The sequence below is a fragment of the Aminobacter ciceronei genome, from assembly GCF_014138625.1.
In the GTDB taxonomy this organism is placed as follows: Bacteria; Pseudomonadota; Alphaproteobacteria; order Rhizobiales; family Rhizobiaceae; genus Aminobacter; species Aminobacter ciceronei.
Genome location: NZ_JACJHY010000011.1, coordinates 108669 through 127322 on the forward strand (window position 1 = coordinate 108669; position 18654 = coordinate 127322).

The window sequence follows — 18654 nt, forward strand, 5'->3', positions numbered from 1 at the left end:
AGATGACCGGATTCGGAAGAACTGTACTGATGGCGCTTTCGGGCGTTGCCATGTCCGCACTCGCCCTCACCTTGGCCAATGCCGCGACGCTCGAGCAGATCAAGAAGTCGGGCACGATCCGCATCGCTGTCGCCAATGAGATCCCCTATGGCTATGTCGACCCCAAGGGCGAGGCCCTCGGCGCCGGCCCCACGGTTGCCAAGAAGCTGATGGAAAAACTCGGCATCGAAAAGATCGAATGGGTGACGACCAGCTTCTCTTCGCTTATCCCCGGCCTTCAGGCGGATCGCTTCGACATGGTGGCGGCCGAGATGGCTATCCTGCCCGACCGTTGCAAGACGGTCCTCTTCTCGGAACCCAATACCTCCTACGGCGAAGGACTTCTGGTTGCTGCGGGCAACCCGAAGGATATCAAGACATATGAAGATTTCGCCAAGAATTCCGCGCTCAAGGTTGCGATCATGGCGGGTGCCGACCAGTTGGAGATGATGCAGGCGCTGGGCGTTGCCGAAGGTAATCTGGTGACCATCGCCTCCAACGCCGATGCAATCTCAACGGTTTCAACCGGACGGGCTGATGCCTATGCCGCGACCAGCCTGACGGTGAGCGGACTGGCCAGCCAGAACGACGGCGTGGAAGTGGCGTCCGACTTTGCCGATCCGGTGGTGAACGGCAAAGAGGTTCGCAGTTGGGGCGGGTTCACATTCGCCAGTGGCAACGAAAGCCTGCGTGATGCCGTGAATGACGCGCTGTCCGAGTTCAAGAAAATGCCGGAGTGGAAGGAGATCGTAACCGGTTACGGGTTCACCGAAGCTGACGTTTCGGGATCGACTGCTCACACCACAGCCGATCTTTGCAGCGCCGACTAAGCTGACGGCATAGACGCGATCGAGGCGGGTGCCACGGTACCCGCCTTTTCGGTTCTGATCACCTTTCCCGCAGGATCAACTCATGCACTGGTCTGAATATCTCCTTCCCCTGGCGGAGGGCGCGTGGGTCACGGTCCAACTCACCGTCTATTCCACGATCTTGGGCGGGGTTCTCGCCTTTGTCTTCGGCATCGGCAAGCTGTCGTCCAACATGGCAATCAAGAGCGTCTCGGTCGGCTATATCGAACTCTTCCGCGGTACATCGTTGCTCGTGCAGCTATTCTGGCTGTATTTCGCTCTGCCCTTGGCAGGCATGGCGATCGGTATAGACCTGCGGCTGCCGCCAGTGGTTGCCGGCGTGCTGGCACTTGGCCTCAATATCGGCGCCTACGGTGCCGAAGTCGTGCGCGGCGCCATCCAGTCTGTCCACCAGAACCAGCGCGAAGCGGCGCGTGCCCTTAACTTCACCCCAAGGCAGACACTGTTCAACATCGTCATCCCGCAGGCAATTCCCGAGATGATGCCTTCATTTGGCAATCTGGCTGTACAGAACCTCAAGGATACTGCGCTTGTTTCACTGATAAGCCTCGGCGATCTGACCTTCCGCGCCGAACAGATTCGCAACTTCACCCAAGACAGCACGACAATCTACACGTTGCTGCTGTTGATGTATTTCGGCATGGCTCTGGTGGTCACAGTTGTCATGCACCTTATCGAACGCTTCGCCGGTCGATGGCGCATGGTGGGGAGCTAGTTCCATGCTTTTCGGCTTCGAATGGGACCTGACGAACCCGTTGAACTTTGCCATCTCCATCCTGCCTATCCTGCTGGTCGGCATGTGGGTGACAATTCAGGCAACCGTACTCGGCTTCTTCGTCGCATTGGTGCTCGGGCTCTTTCTTGCCGTTCTCAAGAGCGCGCGGTCGCGGTTCATTGCCTGGCCGGCACGACTCGTCACCGAATTCATTCGCGACACACCACTGCTGGTACAGTTGTTCTTCCTCTACTACGTGCTGCCCGAATACGGCATCGTGCTGCCGGCTTTCATGACCGGGGCGCTCGCCTTGGGCATCCAGTACAGTGCCTATACTTCGGAAGTCTACCGCGCCGGCATCGAGGCAGTAGGCAGAGACCAGCGCGAGGCGGCCCGTGCGCTCAACCTATCGGCCGCCAACACCTTTACCCACATTGTCGTGCCGCAGGCAGTGCCGCGCATCGTGCCGGCAATGGGCAATTATCTGGTCTCAATCATGAAGGACGTTCCGGTGCTGTCGGTTGTGACTGTTCTCGAAATGCTCAATGTCGCCAAGATCATCGGCGACCGCACCTTCGACTATCTCGTACCGCTGTCGCTGGTTGGCTGCCTTTATCTCGTCATGACTCTTGTGGCCTCGGCCGGCGTCCGCGTTCTCGACACCTACCTTCCCAAGCAAGGACTTCCGCTGAAATGACCGATGCCATCATAAGATTCGACAAGGTGGTCAAACGTTTTGGCGACCTCACCGTGCTCGACGAGCTCGATTTCGAGGTCAAGAAGGGCGAAAAGGTCTCGATCATCGGCCCTTCAGGGTCAGGCAAGTCGACGGTGCTGCGTATCCTGATGACGCTCGAGGGGATTGATGGCGGCGTTGTCCATGTCGACGGCGAACCACTATGGCATGAACTGCGCGAGGGCTCCCTCCTGCCGGCCAGCGAAGCGCATCTGCGCCGAATGCGCTCCAAACTGGGCATGGTGTTTCAACAGTTCAACCTGTTTCCTCACATGACGGTGATGCGCAACATTACCGAAGCTCCTGTAAAAGTACTTGGCCTTGGCAAGAAGGAGGCACAGCTACGCGCCGAGGAACTGCTGGATCTGGTAGGTCTTGCCGATCAGGCGAAGAAATTCCCGCATCAGCTGTCTGGGGGACAGCAGCAACGTGTCGGTATAGCGCGTGCACTTGCGATGAGGCCCAGTATCCTGTTGTTTGATGAACCAACGTCGGCGCTCGACCCTGAATTGGTGGGTGAGGTGCTTACGGTTATCGGCCGGCTTGCTGAAGAACACGACCTGACCATGCTGCTCGTAACCCACGAGATGCGGTTTGCACGCGAGATATCCGACCGTGTCTGCTTCTTCGACCGCGGGCAAATCCGCGAGGAAGGGACGCCGGACGAGCTTTTCACCGATCCAAGTGAAGAGAGAACACGTGAGTTCCTGAAAGCGATCCTAGACTAGGTGTTCAGTCCCGAGGTCAAGTGGACCAGGTCGAACCGGAAGCGATCTGGCTGATAGGCCCAGTCCGTACAGATGGCTTCGAAGGATGCAAGACCGCGAAGGGTCTTGAGGGGTCGGACGAATATTGCAGCCTTTGAGGAAGGCGGCAAGGTGATCTTCAGAGTTGGCGGTGAGTCTCGTAGTGATACCGCTGAACCGGTTGCCTCCCGCAGCGCATAGAGGAAGTCATCCAGAGGCTGCAGCGTATGCTTACGAAAGGCAACGACCGTCGCCTCTCAATTGGCGGCTTGCACGGTCATCGGCCCCATCGGCGCATCGTGGACAAAAGCCCGTTGTGCCACGTGGCAACAGATTTCTGATTTAGTCGTGCTGCACGGCTAGCTCGTTGAGCGGAGCGTTCGATCGCTGTATCGCTGCTCGGATGGCGTGCGTGGTCGTGGCACTGCCGCGGAGTATCTGTCCCATAGCTTCTCCCGGAATGAAGGATCAGCTTGACTGCCTCCCGCCACACTCCGGGACCAAACAGCTAGTCTAGTCGCCTTCGCCCTCGCCGGCCACCGAGATGCCGAACTTGCGCATCTTGAGATAAAGCGTCTTGCGCGAAATGCCGAGCGTGTCGGCCGTGGCGCCGATCCGGCCGTCGTGATGAGCCAGGCTGTCGAGTATGACGGCCCGTTCGTGCCGGTCCATCCGCGCCTCGAGGCTGTCGCTGTTGCCGGCTGGCCTGTCGAACATCGCATGATCTTCCAGACCAAGCATGAAACGCTCGGCGACGTTGCGAAGCTCGCGAACGTTTCCCGGCCACGGCCTGCTTTCGAGCTCGGCCAGCCAGGCAGCTTCCACCTTGGGGGCCGTTCGCCCCTGGCGCTTGGCAGCGAGTCCGAGAAAATGGCGAAACAGCAGGCCGACATCGCTCTTGCGGGCGGCAAGCGGCGGAATCTCGACGCGGGCGATATCGAGACGGAAGACAAGATCCTCGCGGAACTTGCCTTGCCGTGCCAGCTGATGCAGGTCCGCCTTGGTCGCCGCGACGACCTTGATATCGACAGGCAGCTCTACATTCGAGCCGAGCCGCTCGATGACCCGCTCCTGGAGCACGCGCAGCAGCCGTACCTGGGCGACGAGCGGCATCGATTCGATCTCGTCTAGAAACAGCGTGCCGCCGCTGGCGTGTTCGATCTTGCCGATCCGGCGCTCGCGGGCGCCGGTGAAGGCGCCGGCCTCGTGGCCGAGAAGCTCGGTTTCCAGCATGGTCTCGGGGATTGCCCCGCAATTGACCGCAACGAAGCGCCCCTTGCGACCGCTGAAATCGTGGATGGCGCGCGCCGTCACTTCCTTGCCGGTGCCGGTTTCGCCGATGATCAGGACGTCGGTTGCAGCACCTGCGATCCGCTTCAGCTTCTCACGCAAGGCGACCATCGGCGCGGAATGACCGATCAGCCGCGTCTCCCAGGCGTCCGTCTCCGACGACAGCCGAAGCTGCCGGTTTTCGATGACAAGATGCCGGTGGTCACGGGCCCGGCGCACCGTCTCGATCAGGTGCAGCGGATCGGCGGGCTTTTCGAGAAAGTCCCAGGCACCGTCGCGCATCGCCCGCAGCGCCATCGGAATGTCGCCATGGCCAGACATCAGGATGATGGGAATTTCGCGGTCGATCTTGCGTACCGCCGCCACCAGATCGAAGCCGTCATGATCGGGCATGCGCACGTCCGAAACGATGACGGCCGAGGTGTCTGCCCTCAATCCGGCGAGCGCCGATTTGACCGACCCATGCGCGGCCACACGCAGCTCTTCGAGCTCCAGCACTTCACGGCAGGCGTCAAGCACATTGGCGTCGTCATCGATCAGGATGATGTCGGGCGTCATTCAGGTCCTTTCAGGCTAACAAGAAAGCGGGTGCCTTGCGGACCGGTCTCGAGGATCGAAATGTCGCCGCCGAAATCCTTGACGATGTTGTAGGAAATCGACAAGCCGAGCCCGAGGCCGGACCCGACCGGCTTGGTGGTAAAGAACGGATCGAACACCGCACCGACATCGGTTGGCGCGATGCCCATGCCGGTATCGCCGACGATCAGGCGGGCACCCGCCCCGTCTGGTTCCACCAGGACACTGACATGCCTCACGGGCTGGCCCTTGACGGCGTCGAGCGCATTGGCAACCAGATTGACCGCGACCTGTTCGAGCCGCACCGGCTCGGCCATCACATTGGCCCGACCAGCGTCAGGCAGGCTGACGTCGAGAACGACGCCTTCCTCTTCGAAGCGGTGCTCGAGCAGCGCAAGCGCATCGCGCACGCAGGCGGAGATGTCAGTCGGCCTGAGCTTCGCGTCCGGGCGGCGGGCAAAGCGCCTGATGTGGCTGATATGGTCAGCCATCCGGCCGGTCAGCGCCTTGATCTTGTCCAGGTTGACCAGCGCCTGCTCGCCCTTGCCGCGCGATATCAGCGTCGAGCCGCTGTGGATGTGGGCGCGGATGGCAGCCAGAGGCTGGTTGAGCTCGTGGCCGATACCGGCGGCCATCTGGCCGAGGGCAGCGAGCTTTGCCGACTGGACAAGCTCGTCGCGGGTTTGCCGGAACATCGTCAGCGCATGGGCGAGATCGCCGAGTTCGTCGGCGCCTTCGGGCAATGCTGCGGCCGTCGGCCTGCCGCTGCTGATGGCGCCAGCTTCGTCAGCAAGCAAGCGAATGCGGCTGAGCAGGTTGCGCTGGACGTAGAAGATGCCGATCCCCAACGCCAGCACCACAGACAGGACGGCGATCGCCGCCAGCAGCTTGCGCCCGGTGTCGATGGCCGCAGCGGCACGTTTGGCGGCGGCATTGGCACTTGCCTCGATCGCCACGACTTCGGCTGCGATCTTGCGGCCGAGCTCGTCGACCAGCCGACCGTTCTGGCCGGCAAGCTCGGTCAGCCTGGCCGCCTCGATCATCTCCGAGCGCTTGCGGTTCGGGATCCCGGTCTGGGCGTTGGATTGCTCAAGGATGCGGCCGCTCAACTGGCGCACGGTGATGCTGTCCGGCCAGTTGCCAAGCGTTCCCAGCCGGTTGGCCAGTTCGTCGGCGCTGTCGCCGAGGAAGGCGTTGGTTTCCTGCACCTCCTCGGCCGTGGTGGCATTCACCAGCCGACCGATGAGGCCTGTCGCAAGATTGGCCTGCGACACGGCAGTCAGCAGCGCTTCACTCTTGCGCTGTTCGGCCAGCGCTGCCGCTCCATGGCTGTTACGTGTTTCGGCCTCGATGTTGAAACGGATATCCTCGACCAGCGGCTCGGCTTCGTCGAGCAGGTCGGCCTGCACCCATCTGAGTTCGTCGATATCCGAGCGCATGGCCTCCAGCAGTGTGAAACGCTTGCCGGCGGCGACATCGATCTGACGCAGATTGTCGTTGATCCCGTTGGCAAGCGGCAGCAAGGCGCCGACCGGCGAGTTGGAATCGCTTTCGGCCAGCAATGACTGCAGCAGCTTCAACCGCTCGGCATAGATGGCGCGGATCTCGTTGAACTCGCTGCGCGTCTCCGCCCCCGCCAACACCGCCGTGACCGAGCCGATGTCGGCGCCCGCCGTTGAGAGGCGGGAGGCGTAAGCCAGTTGCGGCATCTGTTCGTTGGCGATCCGTGACAGCTCTCCGGATAGGCGTTCGTAAGACAGCCAGCCGACGACGCAGGCGCCCACGGCAAGGCCGACAATGGCAATGAAGGCCAGAGCGAGGCGGGCGCCGATGCCAAAGCGCCAGTCGCGGGTTGCGGCAGCGCCGGGATGATCGACCGCCATCATTGCCGCCATGGCTGATAACGCAGACTGTCGGGATCACGCGACGCAGTCATGATCAGGCTTTCTGCAGCAGCCAGGTTTTGCTCGATGGTGCTGCGCAAGGCGCGGGCGAATGCCTGCTGCTCGGGCGAGCGCACCGCCCCGCGCGGCCATTCCGTCTTCAGTGGGTCGGCAAGGCTCGTCATCTCCTCTGCCGAGAGCGGCGGCATGCTCAGCAAGGCACGGGCCCTCCCCAGCATCTCTTGCCGTTGCGGATCGTCAATGTTTGCCGTCTCCAGATCGGTAAGCCGCTTCCACAACCGCGCGAGCATTGCCCGGCGGCGCACGATGTAATCGTCGAACATGAGGTTGACGAGTCCATATCGCGCTGCCGAGGCGGATGGGTCGAAGCTGTGGTACTTCAGCAGGCCGTCGCCAGCCTGCTGCGGCAGCAGCCCTCCGTTCAACGACGCCAGCACGGGAATGCGACCGACTGCCGGCGTGAGCAGGATTTTCTGGCCCTCCTCCGAAAGAACGAAATCGACGAAGCGCTCCGCGCCCTCGATGTTGCGCGAACGCGACAGGATGGCGATGCTTGCGGGCACGAAGACCGCATTGCGTGGCGTGATGAAGACATTGTCGGCATTGGCCAGATCCGGTGCCCGCGCCAGGAAGTCGATGGTGATACCGATGCCGAAGCGCCGCTGCGCGACGCCGGAAGCAACACCGAAGCTGCGCGCCGTGACCGTCGACAGGTTGCCGCCCAACTGCGACAGCAGCGCCCAGCCGTGATCCCAGCCGTAGGTCTGCAGCAGCGCTTCGACGATCAGGTGCGTCGTGCCCGAGCGCGACGGCGAGGTGATGCCGATGTGTCCCGAATAGACCGGCTTGATCAGGTCCTGCCAGTCGCGCGGGACCGGCAGGCCGTGCTGCGCGAGATAGGATGGATTGTAGACGAAGCCATAGCCCGACAAGGCGAAGCCGAGATAGTAGCCGCCGGGATCGTCGACCGGATAACCGAGTACCCTGGCAGGTGCGCCGGTTGGCCGCGGCGCGATCGGTCGCAGTTCACCTGTCCGCTTCAGCAGCTCGAAGGCATCGGCGGCGGAAGCCCAGAAGATGTCGGCGGCAACTTCCGTCTTCTCGATGATGAAGCGGCTGGCGCTTGCCGTGTTGCGCTGGATGACGACGAGGCGGATGTCGGCGTTGCGGCGCTCAAAGGCCCTCTGGAACGGCTCGATGAAGGATGGCGGATAGGAAGTGACCACGACGAGGTCACGACGCTCCGCCGCCCAGACGGCGCCGGCAAGCGATGCGAGCGTGCACATGGCCGACAGCACGAGCGCCGACAAGATACCTATCCTGGCCAATCTGCCCTCATCGTCGTGGCCGCCTTCGTGGAAACGCTCAATCTAACGTATGGCCATCCAGAGGCGCCACCCCGGACGGCCCTGCGACGGCAGGCCCCTCTCAGTCGTTCCTGCCGCGCGTTTCCTCGAGGAACGTCACCAGGGCGCGGCCGGCGCCGAGAATGTGGTCGCGGGTGAGCTCGGCAGCCTTGTCGGCATCGCCCGCGATACAGGCATCGAGAATACCCTTGTGCTCGCGCCGTGCCCGGCTCATGCCGTTGGTCAGCGTCAACTGGGCGCGCAAATAGCGGTCGATGCGGTCGAGCGAAGCGCGCACGATCTGCAGGTAGTAGGGCCGTCGCGCCGCCTCGTAGAGGCTGTAGTGGAAGTTGCGGTTGATCTCGCCCCACATCGCCGAATTGGCCTCGCTGTCGAACGCTTGGCAGTGGCGTCGGGCCGCGTCGAGGGTCTTTCCGGTCAACTTCGGCACGGCCAGTCGGATGACCTCGGCCTCGATCAGCGCACGGAACTCGAATATCTCCTCGATCTCCTCGATCGACAAGCCTGCAACGACTGCGCCCTTGTAGCGCTGCGTGGTGATCAGGCCGTTCTGCTCGAGCCGCGACAGCGCCTCGCGCACCGGGATGCGGCTGGTGTTGAACATCAAGGCGATCTGGTCCTGCCTCAGGTTTTCGCCTTCGGCGAGGTCACCCTCGATGATCGCCTTGCGCAGCGCCTCGTAGACGATATCGGCCGCCGATGCGGCCTGCCTGATATCGACGGTCTCCAGTTTCATTGCGGTCCAACCTTGCGGGATTGCGGCAAACGGCCAAGCCTCGGTGATAGGTGCTGCAACGGCGCGGGGCAACATGCCCAGCATTTTCTTCCCGCACAATTGCATATTCCAGATTGTATATTGGATCCGATGTTTCTATGGGTGCCAAGGTGCGAGCGGCGAAGGCACGATACGGCAACGCGACCGGTATCGTAGCGGAAGCCGACAAGGCGAATTCACGGGGAGGCGAAGGATGCGCACAAGCAAGGTGATCCATATCGTGTCGTGCCACGCCGAGGGCGAGGTCGGCGACGTCATCGTCGGCGGCGTCGCGTCGCCGCCTGGCGAGACGCTATGGGAACAGCGGCGCTTCATCGCCGAGGACAAGACGCTGCGCAATTTCGTGCTCAACGAGCCGCGCGGCGGCGTGTTCCGCCACATCAATCTTCTGGTGCCGCCCAAGGATCCGCGTGCCGCGATGGGCTTCATCATCATGGAGCCGGAAGACACGCCGCCGATGTCTGGGTCCAACTCGATCTGCGTTTCGACTGTGCTGCTCGACAGCGGCATCGTGCCGATGCAGGAGCCGGAGACGCGATTTGTCCTTGAAGCGCCGGGCGGCCTTGTCGACGTCGTGGCCAGCTGCCGCAATGGCAAGGCCGAGCGGATCACGGTCACCAACGTGCCGTCCTTCGCCGACAGGCTGGACGCAAAGCTCGAGGTCGAGGGCCTGGGCACGCTGACCGTCGACACCGCTTACGGCGGCGACAGCTTCGTCATCGCCGATGCGAAGGCGCTGGGATTTTCCGTCACGCCCGACGAGGCGCGCGAGCTGGCCGAAACCGGCATAAGGATCACCCGCGCCGCCAATGAACAGCTCGGCTTCTCGCATCCCGAGAACCACGAATGGGACCACATCTCGTTTTGCCAGTTGGCGCTTCCGGTCGAAGAAAGGGACGGCGTCCTGCATGGCCGCAACACCGTCGTCATCCAGCCCGCCAAGCTCGACCGCTCGCCGACCGGCACCGGCTGCTCGGCACGCATGGCCGTGCTGCACGCACGCGGACTGATGAAGGTCGGCCAGCGTTTCAGCGGCCATTCGATCATCGATTCGACCTTCGATTGCCGCATCGTCGGCGAGACGTCAGTCGCCGGCCGGCCGGCGATCGTTCCGGAAATCTCCGGACGCGCCTGGATCACCGGAACCCACCAGGTGATGCTCGATCCCGACGATCCCTGGCCGGCAGGCTACCGGCTCGCCGACACCTGGCCGCGAAAGCAGTAGGGTCAGGTCTCGGAGATGATGCGCGTGGTGCCGACCCAGAGCTCGCGCGCCGGACCCGGGCCGACGTTGCGGGCACGGTGCGGCAGCGAGGCAGGGAAGTGCAGCGTGTCGCCGGCCTTGAGCAGGTACTCCTTGCCATCGATCTCGTAGAGCATCTCGCCCTCGATCAGATAAAGAAAGTCCTCGCCCTGATGGGTCGTGATTTCCGAGGCATAGCCTTGTGGCATGTGGGTGATGCAGCCATTGAGCTGGGCACCGGGAAAGCCGCGTTCGAGCAGTTCATAGACCCGCTCCTTGGTCTCGACATTGTAGCTGCGGCGCGCACCGGCATGGGAGACCATCGAGTGGGCATGCTCCGGCGGTTGCGACAGGAAGGTGTCGACGCTGGTCTCGAGCGCGTTGGCGACATTGTAGAGCGAAATCAGCGACGGCGTCGAAATCCCGCGCTCGATCTGGCTGATGAAGCCTTCGGTCAGGCCCGCCTCGGCCGCGACCTGCTTCATGGTCTTGCCGATCAGCTTGCGGCGCGCCCGCAACATCTGTCCGATCGAAGCGGCGGCAGGCATGTCCGGATGCGGCGCGTCCCCGGTGCCTGCGGCCGCGTCATCGATATCGAGGGGCATCACTGTCTTTCCGCTTGACTTCACAATTTCGATGAACTTTAGTCCAGCTAAAGTTGGTTGCGCAAGCCAAATGGCCACCGCGCCGCCGCTTTGATGGGGAACCACACAATGCCTTCGCGGCAATCCGGACGCAAAGAATATTGTCCGGCAAGATTGGATAAAATATCCAAACTGGTCGTCGAGGCGTAGCGCCGGCATTGCCGGCAGGCCAAGAGGAGGAGAAGACATGAAACGCTTTTTGCCGCTTTTGCTCGGCGCAGCTCTGGGATTTGGCGCCGCGACGTCGGCTTTGGCGATCGAGCGCGGCGGCTCGATGACCTTTGCCCGTTATGACGACTCCACCGTCATCGACCCGGTTTGGGCCGACCGCAATCCCGACCTGTGGATGATCACCAGCCTGTATGAGACGCTGCTGCGCAACGGCGCCGACGGCGCGATCGAGCCCGGCCTGGCCGAAAGCTACGCGGTCGCCGGCGACGGCAAATCGATCTCGCTCAAGCTGCGCGACGGCCTGAAATTCTCCGATGGCTCGGCCATCACGGGCGACGACGTTGTCTTTTCGCTCGATCGCGCCCGCAATCCCGACGGGCCATGGGGCGGCCTGCTCGGCTCGGTCGAAAAGGTGACGGCAGAGGGCGGCAAGGTCACGCTGTCGTTGAAGCAACCCGATCCGACGATCCCCTCGATCCTCGCCACCTTCAACACCGGAATTGTCTCCAAGGCGGCGTTCGAAAAGGCATCAGGCAGCAACGACCAGGAAAAGGCCAAGGCCTATTTCGACAACAACCCGGTGACGTCAGGGCCTTTCACGATGAAGAGCCGGGTTGCCGGTTCGAGCATGAGCTTCGCCAGGAACCCGAACTACTGGCGCGCCGGCGAGGACGGCAAGTCGCTGCCCTATCTCGATGGCGTCGATTTCGTCGTCATTCCAGATGACGCCACCCGCATCCTCAAGCTTCAGGCCGGCGAGGTCGACGTCGCCGAATTCATTCCGTTCGCCCGTGTCGGCGAACTCAGCGGCGACGCCAGTCTGAAGATGGAGCTATTTCCCTCGACCCGCATCATCTATGCGCCGATCAATACCCGCGACACCCGCAAGGACGGCTCGAAGAACCCGCTCGCCGACCTCAAGGTGCGCCAGGCGCTGAACTACGCTACCGACAAGAACATGCTGATCAAGCTGGTGACCTTCGACACCGGCAAGCCAATGACCTCGCTGATGTCGGCAGCAACCCAGCTGCACTATGGACCGGAGCCGCTCTATCCCTACAACCCGGAAAAGGCCAAGCAGTTGCTGGCTGAAGCGGGCGCCGATGGCGGCCTCGACATCACCTTCACCACGCTCGCAGGCAGCGCCGACGACGCCACGCTGTTCACCGCGCTGCAGCAGATGTGGGCGCCGCTCGGCGTCAATCTGAAGGTCGAGCAGGTCGACAACCCGACGCGCGGCGCCAAGAACCGCAATGGCGAGTTCGACATCCACACCTATGGCTGGGCCAACGACGTCAACGACCCTGCCCAGGTCACTGGATGGCTCGGCTATTACAAACAGCGCCAGGCCGTCGGCACAGGTTGGAACAACCAGGAATTCAACACGCTGTTCGAGGCGTCGAACTCCGAAGTCGATCCAGCCAAGCGCAAGGACGAATACAAGCGCATGCAGGAAATCTACGCCGCAGAAGCGCCGCTGCTCTTCCTCTATGAGACGCCCTTCGCAGTCGCCGTGTCGAAGTCGCTCGAGAATTACGTTCAGACCCCGCTCGGTGCCAACGACTTCTCGGAAGCCTGGCGCGCCAAGTAACCCAAGCGTGACCGCTGCGCGCCGGACGGGCTATCCGTCCGGCGCGCCTCTTTGCAAGGCGAGTGTTTCGAGGCGAAGCCAATGCCCTCTCTCTCATATCTCGTGGCGCGGCTGCTGCAGATCATCCCGACCTTCCTTTTGGTCATGGTCTTCATCTTTCTGCTCGTGCGCATGCTTCCCGGTGACCCAGCCATCGCCATGGCCGAGGCCAAGGCGACCGATGCGCAGGTCGTGCAGATCCGCCGCAATCTCGGCCTCGACCAGCCGCTACCAGTGCAGTTCATGGTCTTCGTCAAGAACACGCTGTCAGGTGATCTCGGCCGCTCGATCATGATGAAGGCGCCGGTGAGCGAGGTGATCCTCAGCCGATTGCCGACCACCATCTTCCTGTCGCTCTACGCCGTTGCACTTGCTGTGCTCCTGGCCGGGCCACTCGCCTTTCTTGCCGCCATGCGTGCCAACACCACGACTGACGTCGTCATCCGCGGCGTCTTCCAGGTCGGGTTGTCGATGCCGGTGTTCTACATCGGGCTGGTGCTTTTGACCGTGCTTGCCGCGCAGTTGCGCTGGTTCCCCGTCGGCGGCTATGGCACGACCTTCCTCGGCAATTTGCACCATCTGATGCTGCCGGCGTTGAGCGTGGCACTCTACACCTCCGCCATCATCGTCAGAAACCTGCGCGCCTCGCTGATCGAGGTGCTCGACGCCGACTATGTCCAGTTCGCCCGCGCCAAGGGGCTTACGCCGCGCATCGTCATGACCCGCCACGTGCTGCGCAATGCGCTGGTCTCGACGGTGACCCTGCTCGGCCTGTCGATCGGCAACCTGATGAGCGGCACGCTGGTGACCGAGACGGTGTTTGCCATTCCCGGCGTCGGCCGCCTGATGCTGGAAGCGATCTTTGCCCGCGACTATCCGCTGATCCAGGGCTTGACCTTGACCTTCGCAGTGATGGTCTCGGTCGTCTTCCTGCTCACCGACGTCGTCCAGTCGCTGCTCGATCCGAGGCTTCGCAAGTCATGAGTGCACTCGGTCACACTTCACAGCGCAGGCCAAACCGCTTGCTGGCCTTCCTCGGCCGTGCCTTCGCCCGGCCGTCCTTTGTCATCGGCTTCGCCATCATCGCCTGTTCGATCCTGCTGGCGCTCTGTCCGCAGGTCTTTGCACCCTACGATCCGCTCGCCTTCGACATGACGGCGATCCAGCAACCACCGAGCCTCGCCCATCCATTCGGCACCGACAATTTCGGCCGCGACGTTCTTTCACGCGTCATCTGGGCCTACCGTGTCGACATGCAGATGGCGCTGCTTGCCACCATCTTCGCGCTGACCATCGGCGTCACGGCGGGCGCCTTCGTCGGCTATTACGGGGGCATCGCCGACACCATCTTCGGGCGCTGCGTCGATGCCATCATCACCTTCCCGTTCCTGGTGCTGGTCATCGCCATCGTCGCCGTGCTCGGGCCGGGCCTGGTCAACATGTACATTGCAATCACCATGGTGAACTGGGTCTATTACGCCCGGCTCACCCGCGCCGAGATCATGACGCAGAAGGCCAACGACTACGCCGCCGCCGGCCGTGTGCTCGGCTTTTCCGACCGCCGCATCATCTTCCGCCACCTTTTGCCCAACGCGATTTCGCCTGTAATCGTCTACTGGATGACCGACATGGCGCTGGCCATCCTGCTCGGCTCGTCGCTCGGCTATCTCGGCCTCGGCGCGCAGCCGCCGGCGGCCGAATGGGGCGTGCTGATCTCGGAGGGGCGCAACTTCCTGCTGACGGCCTGGTGGATGAGCCTGATGCCGGGTGTCGCCATCGTGCTCACCGGCCTCGGCTTCAGCCTGCTCGGCGACGCGCTGGCCGACCTGCTGCGAGCGAAGGGGCGCTGAGATGTCCGAACCCAGGCAACATACGGTGCTCGAACTGCGCTACCTCAGAACCGAATTTGGTTCGCGAGAACGGCCGCTGATCGCCGTCGACGACGTCTCCTTCAGCGTCAAGGCCGGCGAGATCCTCGGCCTCGTCGGCGAATCCGGCTCGGGCAAAAGCATCACCTTGCGCTCGATCCTCGGCATCGTCCGTCCGCGTGGCCGCGTCGGCGGCGAAATCCTCTGGAAGGGCCGCGATCTCGCAGCGCTCGACGAAGCGGCGTTGCGCAAGGTGCGCGGCCGCGAGATCGCAATGATCTTCCAGGAGCCGATGTCTTCGCTCAATCCGCTGCTCACGGTGGGGCTGCAGATCTCCGAAAACCTCGCCACCCATACCGACCTCGACGCCCGCGCCCGCAAGACCAAGGCCGTCGAACTGCTTGAGATGGTCGGCATCCCCGCTGCACGCAACCGGCTCGGCGACTATCCGCACGAGTTCTCTGGCGGCATGCGCCAGCGCGTCATGATCGCCATCGCGTTGGCGTCGAACCCGCAGCTGCTGCTCGCCGACGAGCCGACGACGGCGCTGGACGTTACGATCCAGGACCAGATCCTGCGCCTGATTCAGTCTTTGAGCCGCGATCTCGGCATGGCGGTGATCCTCGTCACCCATGACATGGGCGTGGTGGCACAGACCTGCGACCGGGTGGCGGTGATGTATGGCGGCAGGCTGTGCGAACTGGGGACGACGACCCAGGTGATCGGCGACGCCCGCCATCCCTACGCGCTGGGGCTCTTGCGCTCGATCCCGCGCGACGTCGCCCCACGCACGCCGCTCTACTCGATCCCCGGCGCACCGCCGTCACTCAGCGCGCTGCCTCCGGGCTGCGCCTTCACCGCGCGGTGTCCGGTCGCCGGTTTGGAATGCGGCGATGTTCGTCCCCCGCTTGCCGCCGTCGGCCAGCATCACCAGGTGGCCTGTCATCGTCGCGCCGAGGCGCTCGCTCACTTCCGTCAACACGAGGCGGCGTCATGAACATGCTGACCATGGAGCCGGCCAAGCCGCTGCTGTCCATCCGCGACCTCACCATGCGCTTCGAAAAGCCACGCTCGCTATCCGATGCCATCGCCCGCCGCCCGCGCCAGGTCGTGTCGGCGCTCAACGGCGTCGATCTCGACGTCATGGCTGCCGAGACGCTTGGCATCGTCGGCGAGTCCGGCTGCGGCAAGTCGACCCTGGCGCGCTGTATCGCCGGACTGCACCAGCCGAGCGGCGGCGACATTCTGTTCGAGGGTGAGAGCGTCGTCGGACTCAAGGGACCGAAACGCCGCGCCTACAACAAGCGCGTCCAGATGATGTTCCAGGACCCCTATACCTCGCTCAACCCGCGCATGACGGTGCGCGATACGCTGCGCGAGGCGATCTCGGTGCACAGGATGCGCGAAGGCGCTGCCATCGAGCGGCGCATAGACGAGTTGCTCGATCTCGTGCGCCTGCCCGAGGGTGCCGCCGACAAGTACCCGCACGAATTCTCCGGCGGGCAGCGCCAGCGCATCGGCATCGCGCGTGCGCTGTCGCTCGAGCCGATCTGTCTCGTCGCCGACGAGCTTGTGTCAGCGCTCGACGTCTCGGTTCAGGCGCAGGTGGTCAACCTTCTGCTCGAGCTGCAGGACAATCTCGGACTGACGGTGCTGTTCGTTGCGCATGATCTCAGGCTGGTGCGCCACGTCTCGCACCGGGTCGCGGTGATCTATCTCGGCGCCATCGTCGAGGTCGGCCCGTCCGAGGCGCTGTTCTCGCGGCCGCGCCATCCGTATTCGCAGGCCCTGCTGGCTGCGGCACCGTCCCTCGATCCGGCCGACCGCAAGCGCGCGCCGGCGCTGTCAGGCGAGTTGCCGAGCCCGCTCGACATCCCTCCGGGCTGCCCGTTCCATGTGCGCTGCCCGCATGCCGCCGAGCGCTGCCGTATCGAAAAGCCGGCGCTGCGACCTGTCGGCGCCGGCATGGCCGCCTGCCACTTCGCCGAAACCATATCAGCGGTGTGACCGCGACCATCTGCAGATCAAGGACAGACGACATGACACCGACCGACAGGCTGGACATGACCGGCCGCGTTGAAGCGCTGCGCCACAAGCTCGCCGAAGAAGGGCTCGACGGCTACGTCGTGCCGCGCTTTGACGAGCACCAGAGCGAGTATTGCGCGCCACATGACTGCCGGCTCGCCTACCTCACCGGCTTCACCGGCTCGGCGGGCGTCGCGATCGTCATGCGCGACAAGGCGACAATCTTTGTCGACGGCCGCTACCAGGTGCAGGTTCGCGACGAGGTCGATCTCGGCACCTTCACTGTCGAGCATTTCTACGATGCGCCGCTGAAGGATTGGCTGGCGAAGAACATAGATGAAGGCCAGCGCATAGGCTTCAATGCGATGCTTTTGCCCTCGACCTGGGACCAGGATTGCGGTCGCGCCGTGGAATCAGCTGGCGGGAGCTGGGTCGCGACCCCGGGCGATCTCGTCGATGCGATCTGGCCGGACCAGCCGGAAAAGCCGCTGGGGTCGATCATGGCTTTCGGTCGCCAGTATTCCGGCGAGAGCGTTGCAGACAAGAAGCGTCGTATCGTGGAGTTGGTCGCGGCGCAGGGCGCCGACTTCCTCGTCGAGGCCCAACCCGACAACATCTCCTGGCTGCTCAACGTGCGTGGCCGCGACGTGGCGTTCAACCCGATGCCGCATTCCTTCCTGATCCTCGACAAGGACGGCCGCACCGAGTGGCTGGTCGACCACCGCAAGCTGCCCAACGATCTCTCCGATTTGGAGCTCGACGGGGTCGCAATCGCCGAGCCGGCGCGCCTTCTGGAACGCGTCGCGGCCTTCGCCGAGGGGCGAACAGCGCTCGTCGATCCCGGTTTCGCGCCGTCGGCGGTTGTCCATGCGGCGCGTGACAGTGGCGGCGAGATCAAGCTGACCCGCAGCCCGATCACACTCGCCAAGATGGAAAAGAACGACATCGAGCTGCAAGGTTTCCGCGACTGCCATCAGCAGGATGGCGCGGCCTGGGTGCGTTTCCTGGCCTGGCTCGACCGCTACGGCCGCACGCGCGAAAGCCAAGGCATGCCGGTGAGCGAATTGGAGGCCGAAGAGCGCATCCTGACCTATCGCCGCGACAGCAGGCTGTTCGTCGAGCCGAGCTTCCGCACGATCTCGGCCTCCGCCGGCAATGCCGCGATGTGCCACTACAACGCCACCATCGAGACCAACACGCCGATCACCTCGGCCGATGTCTATCTGCTGGACAGCGGCGGGCAGTACCTGACCGGCACCACCGATGCCACGCGTACGACGGCATTGGGCAGCATCAGCCCGGAAATCCGTCGCGCCTATACGGCCGTGCTCAAGGGGCTGATCTCGATGCTGACGTTGAAGTTCCCGACCGGAACCTGCGGGCACCAGATCGACGCCTTCGCCCGGCGCCCGCTCTGGGACCTCGGCCTCGATTACGACCACGGCACCGGGCACGGCGTCGGCCACTTCCTGTCGGTGCACGAGCAGCCGCAGCGTTTCGACAAGCGGGTCAACGAGATTGCCTTGCGGCCCGGCATGGTGACCACAATCGAACCCGGTTACTACAGGGCGGGAAAATACGGCATCCGGCTCGAAAACCAGGTCGAGGTTGTCGCAGCGGGCGACGGCTTCATGGCCTTCAAGAGCTTGACGCTGGTGCCGCTCGACCTGCGCCTCGCCGACATCGAGCTGCTGTCGTCGTCGGAAAGACGATGGCTCGACGCCTATCATGACGAAGTAAGGTCGGCGCTGAGCCCCCTGCTTGGCCGAGATGACATGGAGTGGCTGCAGCGCATGTGCACACCGTGTCGGGACGCCATCTGAGCGGATATCACGTCAGTTCATGCGCCGCCTCGACCGACCGCACTCCATCTCAGGCCTCCGATCAGAGAGCTGTTGGCGTTTCGGACAGACGCACTCCTGCCACGCGTCGCGGCGGTGTCGTTGCGAATGCCGGCTTCACCGCTCGTCGCCACGGCATCAACGTTAACAATTTTGGCCTAATCCCGGCAGCAAGGCTGGACTGGATCGGCAAGGCGATCGGACGCGGCAGCGCC

General features: G+C 63.3%; 16 protein-coding genes. 11 read left to right on the top strand and 5 right to left on the bottom strand.

The features are described 5' to 3' along the window. Positions 1 to 2: 2 nt before the first annotated feature. The 4 genes from ehuB (at position 3) to ehuA (ending at position 3087) form a co-directional block, all read left to right on the top strand. Entirely contained in the window at positions 3 to 869 is an 867-nt protein-coding gene (gene ehuB / locus HNQ95_RS13360; protein ID WP_067967667.1) for an ectoine/hydroxyectoine ABC transporter substrate-binding protein EhuB, read from the top strand. A gap of 82 nt (positions 870 to 951) precedes the next feature. Then, on the top strand, positions 952 to 1623 hold the full coding sequence (gene ehuC / locus HNQ95_RS13365) for an ectoine/hydroxyectoine ABC transporter permease subunit EhuC (RefSeq protein ID WP_067967664.1): 672 nt from the start codon (positions 952 to 954) through the stop codon (positions 1621 to 1623). 4 nt (positions 1624 to 1627) lie between these two features. Beyond that, positions 1628 to 2320, top strand: coding sequence for an ectoine/hydroxyectoine ABC transporter permease subunit EhuD (gene ehuD, locus HNQ95_RS13370; protein ID WP_067967662.1), 693 nt, complete (start codon positions 1628 to 1630; stop codon positions 2318 to 2320). After that, on the top strand, positions 2317 to 3087 hold the full coding sequence (gene ehuA, locus HNQ95_RS13375) for an ectoine/hydroxyectoine ABC transporter ATP-binding protein EhuA (protein ID WP_067967659.1): 771 nt from the start codon (positions 2317 to 2319) through the stop codon (positions 3085 to 3087). Before ehuD ends, ehuA begins: the two co-directional genes overlap by 4 nt. A 531-nt stretch (positions 3088 to 3618) precedes the next feature. On the opposite strand, the gene HNQ95_RS13380 is transcribed toward ehuA, so the two are convergent. The 4 genes from HNQ95_RS13380 to HNQ95_RS13395 form a co-directional block, all read right to left on the bottom strand. After that, positions 3619 to 4953: a sigma-54-dependent transcriptional regulator gene (locus HNQ95_RS13380; RefSeq protein WP_182574324.1), complete on the bottom strand. Its 1335-nt coding sequence runs from the start codon at positions 4951 to 4953 to the stop codon at positions 3619 to 3621. Beyond that, the gene (locus tag HNQ95_RS13385; protein WP_246719239.1) at positions 4950 to 6857 is read right to left on the bottom strand and encodes an ATP-binding protein; all 1908 of its coding nucleotides are present in this window, start codon (positions 6855 to 6857) and stop codon (positions 4950 to 4952) included. The genes HNQ95_RS13380 and HNQ95_RS13385 overlap by 4 nt, the downstream gene beginning before the upstream one ends. After that, positions 6854 to 8185, bottom strand: coding sequence for an ABC transporter substrate-binding protein (locus tag HNQ95_RS13390; protein ID WP_182574323.1), 1332 nt, complete (start codon positions 8183 to 8185; stop codon positions 6854 to 6856). Before HNQ95_RS13390 ends, HNQ95_RS13385 begins: the two co-directional genes overlap by 4 nt. 118 nt (positions 8186 to 8303) lie before the next feature. Further along, on the bottom strand, positions 8304 to 8978 hold the full coding sequence (locus HNQ95_RS13395) for a GntR family transcriptional regulator (protein ID WP_067967646.1): 675 nt from the start codon (positions 8976 to 8978) through the stop codon (positions 8304 to 8306). Between the two features lie 232 nt (positions 8979 to 9210). Between HNQ95_RS13395 and HNQ95_RS13400 the strand changes: the two genes are divergently transcribed. After that, positions 9211 to 10242, top strand: coding sequence for a trans-3-hydroxy-L-proline dehydratase (locus HNQ95_RS13400; protein WP_067967643.1), 1032 nt, complete (start codon positions 9211 to 9213; stop codon positions 10240 to 10242). A gap of 2 nt (positions 10243 to 10244) precedes the next feature. Here the strand turns inward: HNQ95_RS13400 and HNQ95_RS13405 are convergent, their stop codons facing one another. Next, the gene (locus HNQ95_RS13405) at positions 10245 to 10865 is read right to left on the bottom strand and encodes a helix-turn-helix domain-containing protein (protein ID WP_067967638.1); all 621 of its coding nucleotides are present in this window, start codon (positions 10863 to 10865) and stop codon (positions 10245 to 10247) included. A gap of 226 nt (positions 10866 to 11091) precedes the next feature. Here HNQ95_RS13405 and HNQ95_RS13410 point away from each other — a divergent pair, with 226 nt between their 5' ends. From HNQ95_RS13410 to HNQ95_RS13435, 6 genes are all read left to right on the top strand, one after another. Next, complete coding sequence (locus HNQ95_RS13410; protein ID WP_067967637.1) at positions 11092 to 12666, top strand: ABC transporter substrate-binding protein; 1575 nt, start codon at positions 11092 to 11094, stop codon at positions 12664 to 12666. A gap of 81 nt (positions 12667 to 12747) precedes the next feature. After that, positions 12748 to 13689: an ABC transporter permease gene (locus tag HNQ95_RS13415; RefSeq protein WP_182574322.1), complete on the top strand. Its 942-nt coding sequence runs from the start codon at positions 12748 to 12750 to the stop codon at positions 13687 to 13689. Further along, the gene (locus HNQ95_RS13420) at positions 13686 to 14555 is read left to right on the top strand and encodes an ABC transporter permease (protein WP_083948819.1); all 870 of its coding nucleotides are present in this window, start codon (positions 13686 to 13688) and stop codon (positions 14553 to 14555) included. Before HNQ95_RS13415 ends, HNQ95_RS13420 begins: the two co-directional genes overlap by 4 nt. Position 14556: 1 nt before the next feature. Next, positions 14557 to 15570, top strand: coding sequence for an ABC transporter ATP-binding protein (locus HNQ95_RS13425; RefSeq protein ID WP_182574321.1), 1014 nt, complete (start codon positions 14557 to 14559; stop codon positions 15568 to 15570). Then, positions 15567 to 16580, top strand: a complete 1014-nt coding sequence (locus HNQ95_RS13430) for an ABC transporter ATP-binding protein (protein ID WP_312870932.1) — start codon at positions 15567 to 15569, stop codon at positions 16578 to 16580. Before HNQ95_RS13425 ends, HNQ95_RS13430 begins: the two co-directional genes overlap by 4 nt. Before the next feature lie 32 nt (positions 16581 to 16612). Then, positions 16613 to 18421, top strand: a complete 1809-nt coding sequence (locus tag HNQ95_RS13435) for an aminopeptidase P family protein (protein WP_182574320.1) — start codon at positions 16613 to 16615, stop codon at positions 18419 to 18421. The last annotated feature ends 233 nt before the right edge of the window (positions 18422 to 18654 follow it).